Origin of the sequence: Pseudomonas sp. P7758 (assembly GCF_013386485.1) — a bacterium.
GTDB lineage: Bacteria > Pseudomonadota > Gammaproteobacteria > Pseudomonadales > Pseudomonadaceae > Aquipseudomonas.
Genome location: NZ_JACARS010000220.1, coordinates 1 through 8,347, shown reverse-complemented (window position 1 = coordinate 8,347; position 8,347 = coordinate 1). Strand labels below are relative to the sequence as shown.

The window sequence follows — 8,347 nt, the reverse complement described above, 5'->3', positions numbered from 1 at the left end:
GCCGAACAGGCTCGGGCCGAGCCACACGTTGGGGTAGATCTCCAGCTCGCGAGCCGTGGGCAGGCGGCCGGCGCGAATGGTCTCGACGTTGCGCTGGGTTTGCGGGTCGTCGCTGTGGTAATCCTCGAAGCTCACCCCGGGTGGCAACTGGCGCTCGATGGCATTGCGCGCAGTTTGCAGCGAGGTGCGTTGCAGCAGTTTCTCGGCGTGGGCCCAGGCTTCTTCTTCGGTCTCGCGTACGATGATTTGCAGGCGGGTACCGAAGGTCAGCTCACGGCCGATCTTCGCGGCTTCGGCGGCGACCTTGCGGAACTTGTCCCCCAGCTTTGGCGGCGTATTGGCGAAGCTCAGGTACACGTCCAGCAATTGCACCGAGTGTTCCACCCCTGGCCCCGAGGTGCCGGCGCCCCACAGCGGGATGCCCGGTTTCTGGTACGGCGGATGCCAGCCGCCCAGCGGATGCTTGGCCGCTCCCGGCGCACGCGGTGCGAGCTTGATGTATTGGCCTTCATAACCCCGAGTATCGCCGGCATAGAAGCCCTGGAAGGCGCGCCAGTATTCGAGGCTGAAGGCGTAGCGCTCATCGTGGGGGTAATGCACGCCGAGGGTCGCCAGGCCCGCATCATTGCCATTGACCACGTTGAACAGCAGGCGGCCATTGGAGAATTGGTCGAAGGTCAGGGCCCACTTGGCCAGGACTGCCGGTGACAGCTCGCCCGGGTGTTGCGCCACCAGGAAACGCAGGCGCTGGGTGGCGTCGATCAGCGAGGCGGCCACCGCCAGGCTTTCGTTGGGGCTGGAGCCCAGCAGCGAGCCGTAGAAACCCAGGCGATCACTGGCGACCGCGAGTTGCTTGAGATGCTGGAAGTCGGTCTTCCAGCGCCCTTCGGGCTCCCATGGATAAGGGCCGTCGGGGGTGGTGAGGTACCAGAGAATTTTTACCGCCATGGGGCAACATCCTTGAATGGAACCGCCCCTTGTAGGAGCCGGCTTACCGGCGATAACGGTGGCACATCCAACAGGAATGTCGCCTGATGCACCGCTATCGCCGGCAAGCCGGCTCATACAGGGGTCGTGGTGGTTTCAGTCACCGTGATAAGGGTGTGTTCAGTTTTTGCGGTCGATGGCGGGGACCAGGCCCAGCGCCGTGGCTTGCTCAAACAACCCACTCATCTTCCACTGCTGGGTCAACACCCCCGGCCCGTATGCCCGCGAACCGCCCAGGGCATCCGCCAGCAATTGCAGTTGCGCGCCCTCCTCCAGCAACAGGATGAACTCAGCCGTGGCCCGCAACCCCTGCTTGCCCCACACCGTGGAGCCGCCGTTGGCTTCGAGGATCGCCAGGTTGAAGGGGTTTTCCGCGATCTTGTCGAGGATGAAATCCACTTCCTGCTGGCGACGGTCGATGTACACCGGCAGTTCCCGCGCCAACTGGTAACGCTGCACCGGCACGTAATGGAACGGCAGCGTGCGGTGGGTCTGGGCCCAGGCCCCAAGGTACGGCGAGTGCACGTGGGACACGGTGGTCACGTCTGCATGCTGCTGGAACAGCTTGGTGTAGCGCCCCAGGCCGCCCTTGCCCTTGCCGACAATCACGTTGCCGGCAAAGTCGGTGACGGTGGCCTGCAGCGGCTTGCGGTAGTTCCACGGGCCGCCGTAGTTGACCGACACCAGCAGTTCCTGGCCCGGCACGCGCTCAATAAAGCCCACGGTGCCGTTGGCGGTGATGGTGTTGGTTTCGCGGAAGACCGTGAAGGCTTCTTCGGCTTCCAGCAGGACCTTGTCGATAAAGGCCTGCAGTTCCTGGGTGATCGGTTGGGCGTGGACAATGGCAGTCATGGCAGTTTCTCCGGGTTCAGGCGCGGCGCTTGGCCAACAGTTCATGGGCAGCTTGCAGAGGGCGCGGGTCGACCCAGTCGGCGATCGCAAAATCGCGCTCCAGGAAGCCGTGCAGGTACAGGAAGTCTTTCTGGATGCCGAGGAAATCCAGGCGCTCGGCCGACAGGTCCGGCGCCAGGGTGGTATGGAAATCACCGCGATAGGCCTCGGCCACACCGGCACTGCCGGCGCGAGTTTCTTCTTCGAGAATCGCGTTCAGGCCGTCGCGATTGTTCGCGGCCCAGTCAGCCGCGTTCAGGGTTTGTGCGAGGAAACGCACCACCAGGTCAAAGTGGTTGTCCAGCAGGCTCTGGTGGACAGTGATCGGGCGCGGCGTGCCGTTGTTGATGCGGTAGCGCGGCTCGGCGATCAGGTCCAGGTCGATGCCCACCACCAGGCCCAGACGGCGCGCGGCGTCGGCGGCCGAAGCGCCCTTGACGTACACCGCGTCCACTTCGCCGCGCGCCAGGTAATCGAGGCCCGACCACAGGCGTTGCAAACCTTCCTGTGGGTTGGGCGCCTGCTCCTGATCGTGCAGCGCGACCTCCACCAGTTGCACGTCATCAAAGCCCAGGCCGGCCAGGCTCAACGCGCCTTTGTAACCGTGCAGGCTCATGGCCCGGGCGATGCTCCCCGGACGGCTGTCACCCCAGGCCGGCAAGGCCAGGCGCTTGCCTTTCAAATGCTCGGGACGCGTGATGCCGGAGTCCGGGCGGACCAGGATGGTTTGCCATTCCTCGATCCAGGTCAGGCCGATCAAACGGCTCGGCGCGCCGGCGGCACGGGCGGCCAATGCCGGCACATTACCGCCTTCGCGAAACAGCCCCGGCAGCTCGTGATCGTAGTGGTGATGGCCCAGTTGACGAGCCTCCTGCAAGGTCGAGACCGGCAGGCCGTCGGCGGCGAATTCGTCGCCCAGCCAACCGAGTTTGTAGGCGATGCCGGAGGCGGTCGGTACCGGGCAGCGGGTAAACCAGATCTGCTCAAGCGCAGGCTTGGGCAGGATCGCGGAGAGGGTCATGGGCAGCTCCATTGAATTGGGCAAGGCAGTCCATGGGGGTATTGCAGAGGCCGTGCCAATTGGCCAAAGCCCCGGTTTGCAGGGCTTTGGCGCAAAGAGTCGAAGTACTGTTGCTGGCCTGTCAGCAGCGCTGCTGCTGGCCCAGCAGTCACCCGTTCGCCACTGCTGCCCCAGCAACACCCCGTTATCGCAGGCCCCGCCAGGGGTGGTTTTCGGCATTGGCGCAGAACTTGCTCAAGGCACCTTCAATGCCCGACATCCAGCGCAATCCCCTGTAGGAGCTGGCTTGCCAGCGATGGTGGTTAACGATGACGTGTACTGACGGGTTTACGCGGTGCACTTGAGTCCATCGCTGGCAAGCCGGCTCCTGCAGAGGGGCTTAAACACACGGGCCAAATCAGGGGAAGAAACTATGAGTACGTTCGAACAGGTACCGGTACGCCAATTGCTCAGCGAGGCCGAAGCCATTGCCGCAGCCAAGGAAATCGCCGTGGAGATCGCCGCGATTGCCGCCGACAGCAGCCAGAACGGCCAGTTGCCGTGGCGCCAGGCGCAACTGCTGTCCCAAAGCGGCCTGACCGCCATCGGTGTGCCCAAGGCATTCGGCGGGCTGGGGGCTTCGGTGCAAACCATCGTCGAAACCGTGCGCCTGGTCTCGGTGGCCGATGGTGGTGTGGGCCAGTTGCTGCAGATTCACAACGTGATGCTGCGGGGCATCTTCAACGGCTATCCGGATGCGGTGCGTGATCGCCTGGTGGCCGATGTGCTGGCCGGCAAGCGCTTTGGCAATGCCCTGGCGGAAGTCGGCGGCAAGAACAAGTTCGCCCTCAAGACCCGCGTCGAGCGGCGTGCCGACGGCAAGCTGGTGCTCAATGGCAGCAAGTTCTACTCCACCGGTTCCTACCTTGCCGAATGGATCTCCCTGACCGCGGCCTCGGATGACGGCGGCGCCGGCGTGCTGCTCAACCGCAACGCACCGGGCCTGACCCTGGTGGATGACTGGGAAGCCTTCGGCCAGAAAAACTCAGTCAGCGGCACGGTGAATTTCGACAATATCGAGCTGGATGAAGACTTCGTTTCGAAGCGCAAGGGCCCGATGAAACGCACCGGCCTGACCTTCCCGCAGATCCTGCATGCGGCGATCGATACCGGGATTGCCTCGGGCGCGCTGACCGCGGCGGTGGAGTACCTCAAGCACAACGCCCGGCCCTGGGTAGAAAGCGGCGTGGACCACGCCAATGAAGAGCCGCACATCATCAAGCAAATCGGTGAATACGCGGTGGCCCTGCGTGCAGCCGAGTCGCTGCTGCGGGATGCGGCGCGGGTGTTCGACGCACATGAGCTGGACCCGGAGAACAAGGAACTACAGGACGAATTGATCCTGTCGGTGGCCACGGCACGGGCGCATTCGGACAGCGCTTCGTTGAAGATCTCCAGCGATATTTTCTCGTTGCTGGGGGCCAGTTCGTCGCTGAGCAAATGGAACCTCGACCGGTTCTGGCGCAACGCCCGGGTGCATACCACCCACGACCCGATTCGCTGGCGCTTGCACCATGTGGGCAACTACTACCTGAACGGGATTGATCCGGGGGAGTACACGGCGATCCTCAATGCCAAGGAAGCCCAGGGCGCTACCACTCGCTAGACCAACCCAACACATCCCTGTGGCGAGGAAGCTTGGTCCCGCTGGACTGCGCAGCAGGCCCTGTTTTTGGGGTCGCTTCGCAACCCGGCGGGAGCAAGCTCCCTCGCCACAATTTGGGAAGGATCAATAAACCCAATGAGCTTTTCATGATCGAAAGACACCCCCTTCTGCGCAGCCTGGCGATCTACCGTGAAATGCCCTGGCGCTTCGCTCTGGTCGCCGGGCTGTTCGTGGCCATCAACCTCGGCCTGGTCTGGCAACAATGGCTGATCGGCCATGCGGTCAACGATGTCAGCGCCGGTCGCGCAGTGATCCGCCACGCCGACGGCAGCCTCGATGCCAGCCTTGGCTGGCACTGGCTGTGGCTGATGCTCGCCGTGGCTCTGGGCCGTGGCGCGCTGCAATACGCCGCCAGCGTCATGTCCCTGGTGCTCAGCCAGGAACTGCTGACACGCCTGCGCGAACGCATCCTCGCCCAGGTGCAAAGCCTGCACCTGGGTTATCACTGGCAGCACGGCATGGGCGAGATGATCACCCGCACCACCCGCGATGCCGACAAGGTGCGTGACGCGCTGATCACCTTCTGGCGCCAGGTGGTGGAAACCCCGCTGGTGGTGTTGGCCACCGTGGGTCTGTTGAGCTGGTACAACCCGTGGCTGGGCTTGGTACCGCTGCTGCTGACCGTCACCGGACTGTGGATTTTCGTGCTGCAAACCGAACGCCTGGTTGAACTCGACCGCAGCGTCGGCGCGGCCTACGACCGCGTCAACCAGGACCTCAGTGAAGGCATCGGCGGGGTGCGGGTGATCAAATCCTTTGCCCTTGAGCAGAGCCGTATCCAGGGTTTTTCCGAACAGGTTGCAGTGTTCGCAGGCTTGGCCCGCCAGGCGCTGGCCTATTCCAGTTCACGCATTCCGCTGCCCCAGGCCGTGGTCGCCCTCGGCCATGTGTGGATCCTGGTCTACGGCGCCCACCTGGTGGCGGCTGGTCAGTTGGGCATCGGTGAACTGGTGACCTCGCTGCTGATCGCCACCACCCTGGTATTTCGCATCGAAGGCATTGGCCGGGTGATGCAAACCTTCGCCGATGCCCGGGCCAGTGCCGAACGTATCTGGCAACTGCTGGACGCCCCCGCAGCGATACGCAGCGGCAGCGCCACCCTGCCCGCTTCGCCCCTGGGGTTGCGCCTGGAGCACGTCAGTGTCAGCGCTCCCGGCGGTGGGCGGGACATTCTGCATGACTGCTCGCTGGCCCTGGTGCCCGGCGAAATTGTCGCGTTGGTGGGCGCCACCGGCACCGGGAAAAGCCTGCTGGCCAGCCTGTTGCCACGCCTCACTGATGTGAGCACCGGGCGCGTGCTGCTGGGCCATGACGGCGCTGGCTGGCAAGACATTCGCGAACTTGACCTCGGTGCGTTGCGCCAACGGGTGCACGTGGTGCCGCAAGAGAGCTTCCTGTTCGCCGGCAGCCTCGCCGCCAACCTGCGCCTGAACGCTCCCGACGCCACTGATGAGCAATTGCTTGAAGCCCTGCGCCTCGCCGCAGCGGACGACATCTTGCTGCGCCTGCCCCACGGCCTGGCCACGCCGCTGGGTGATCGTGGCGTGACCTTGTCCGGCGGCCAGCGCCAGCGCCTGTGCCTGGCGCGGGCGCTGCTGGGCCAACCGGACATCCTGTGCCTGGACGACGCCACCAGCGCCCTCGACGCCATCAGCGAACGGCACGTACTGAACAACCTGCGAGAACTGCGCGGTACCACCGTGCTGGTGATCTCCAGCAAGTTGTCGACCATCCTCCTGGCCGACCGGGTGCTGATGCTCGCGGACGGCAAAATCGCCGCCACAGGCACCCACGCCGAACTGCAACACACCCACCCGCACTACCGCGACCTGCTGGGGATCGACCATGGCTAATCCAATCGCCGGCAAAGCCTTGAGCGATATCGAAATTGAAGAAATGCTCGCGAAAAAGGCCCTCGACCGCAGCATGTTCAAACGCTTGCTGCCGCTGCTCAGGCCAATCCGCCGCTCGATTTTCGCGGTGATCGGCATTGAGCTATTGCTGGTGTTCACGGTGTTTTTGCGACCCTGGTTCGTGCGTGAACTGCTGGACCGTGGCTTGATTCAGCAGGCCGACCACTGGCTGCTGGACGAGCGCCTGGTGCTATGGCTGGGCGTGGGGCTGGCCGCCAGTTGGCTGGTGCGATTCCTGCTGGCCGGGGTCTCGCAGTTTGTTGCCGGTGGCGCGGCGATCCGCGTGCTGAACGCCCTGCGGGTGCAGGTGTTTGCGCATGTCCAGGGCTTGAGCGTCAGCTACTTCGACCAGACCCGTGCCGGGCGGATCATTTCCCGGGTTGACCGCGACGTGGACGCCCTCGAACCCTTGGTGATCCAGGGCCCGCCTGAACTGCTCGGTGCCTTGCTGCGCTGTGGCCTGGCATCGGTGATGTTGTGGCGTATCGACCCGCGATTCTTCCTCAGCCTGGTGGCCACCGTACCGTTGCTGGTGCTGGCGACCTGGAGTTTCAAGCGGATCTCCCAGCGCAACTGGGCGCGGGTTGCGGAAAACCGCAGTCGTTTTACCGCACACCTGGTGGAAAGCGTCAGCGGCGCGCGGATGCTGCAGCAGTGCGCCCAGGAGACGCCGAACCTGCGGCGTTATCGCGGGCTGTTGGATGACTTCAACCATGCACTGATTCGCGGCAGCTTGCGCTCGGGGTGGTTTGCGCCCTTTACGGCGCTGCTGAGTTCGGCGGGAATCGCCTTGTTATTGCTGGTGGGCGGCTATGGGCTGGCGGCCGGTGAAGTGTCGGTCGGGCAAGTGGCCGAAAGTCTGTTTTACGTGTTCCTGTTCTTGGGGCCGTTGCAGGAGCTGTCGGACCTGTTTGAACGCTACGCCACCGGATCGGCGTCGGCGCAGCGGATTTTCCTGTTGCTCGATACCCAGGCGCAGATTACCGACAGCGCTACACCGCGCCATTTGGGCCGAGCGCGGGGTGAGGTGCGGTTCGAGCAGGTGGGTTTCAGTTATGTGCCAAGTGCGCAGGCGCCGGTGATCAATGGGCTGGATTTGCATATTCCTGCGGGTGAGGTGTTGGCGATTGTCGGGCCTTCGGGGCATGGGAAAAGCACGCTGGTGCAGTTGCTCACGCGGTTTTATGAGGTGCAGTCGGGCGTGGTGCGGCTGGACGGGATTGATGTGCGGGAGCTGGCCCAGCATGCGTTGCGGCGCAATGTCGGGGTGGTGTTGCAGGACAATGTGTTGTTCAGCGGGAGCATTCTCGACAACTTGCGGTTGGCGGCGCCGTTGGCGGATGACGCGACCCTGGTCGCGGCGGCCCGGGAGCTGGGCGCCGATGAGGTATTGGAGCGGTTGCCGCATCAGTATCACACCGAGGTTGGGCCTTTGGGGGCGCATTTGAGTCATGGGCAGCGGCAGCTCGTTTGCCTGGTGCGGGCGTATCTGGCGGACCCGGCGGTGCTGGTGCTGGATGAGGCGACTTCGGCGGTGGACATTCACACAGAGCGGCGGATTCAACGGGCGTTGCGCAGGCTGTGTCTGGGGCGTACGGCGATCATCATTGCCCATCGGCTGGCGACGATCCGGGATGCGGACCGGATTGCTGTGGTTCGGCATGGGCAGGTCGTTGAGCTTGGGGCGCATGATGCGTTGATTGATCGTGGGGGGGCTTATGCGGCGTTGTATCAGACGTATTTGCGCAGTGCACGGGTGGGGGACTTGGTGGCTGGGTGATTGGGGGTATATCCGTTTTTGGGTGATGTTTGAGATTGGTTCCGCTCTTA

General features: G+C 63.9%; 6 protein-coding genes. 3 read left to right on the top strand and 3 right to left on the bottom strand.

Going from position 1 to position 8,347, the window contains the following annotated elements:
* From HX873_RS30815 to HX873_RS30805, 3 genes are all read right to left on the bottom strand, one after another.
* On the bottom strand, positions 1–948 hold a 948-nt coding region (locus tag HX873_RS30815; RefSeq protein ID WP_177123735.1), incomplete at its 3' end, for an LLM class flavin-dependent oxidoreductase.
* Positions 949–1,107: 159 nt separating this feature from the next.
* Positions 1,108–1,839 (bottom strand): class II aldolase/adducin family protein, encoded by a 732-nt coding sequence (locus tag HX873_RS30810; protein ID WP_003216972.1) that lies wholly within the window; start codon positions 1,837–1,839, stop codon positions 1,108–1,110.
* A gap of 16 nt (positions 1,840–1,855) precedes the next feature.
* On the bottom strand, positions 1,856–2,899 hold the full coding sequence (locus tag HX873_RS30805; RefSeq protein WP_177070493.1) for an ABC transporter substrate-binding protein: 1,044 nt from the start codon (positions 2,897–2,899) through the stop codon (positions 1,856–1,858).
* A gap of 412 nt (positions 2,900–3,311) precedes the next feature.
* On the opposite strand from HX873_RS30805, the gene HX873_RS30800 reads away from it, so the two are divergent.
* From HX873_RS30800 to HX873_RS30790, 3 genes are all read left to right on the top strand, one after another.
* Entirely contained in the window at positions 3,312–4,544 is a 1,233-nt protein-coding gene (locus HX873_RS30800) for an acyl-CoA dehydrogenase family protein (RefSeq protein WP_008430938.1), read from the top strand.
* A 146-nt stretch (positions 4,545–4,690) separates the two neighbouring features.
* Positions 4,691–6,457 (top strand): ABC transporter ATP-binding protein, encoded by a 1,767-nt coding sequence (locus HX873_RS30795; RefSeq protein WP_177123733.1) that lies wholly within the window; start codon positions 4,691–4,693, stop codon positions 6,455–6,457.
* Positions 6,450–8,297 carry an ABC transporter ATP-binding protein gene (locus tag HX873_RS30790; RefSeq protein ID WP_177051281.1) on the top strand — a complete coding sequence of 616 codons (1,848 nt, stop codon included), beginning with the start codon at positions 6,450–6,452 and terminating at the stop codon, positions 8,295–8,297. Before HX873_RS30795 ends, HX873_RS30790 begins: the two co-directional genes overlap by 8 nt.
* Positions 8,298–8,347: the final 50 nt, after the last annotated feature.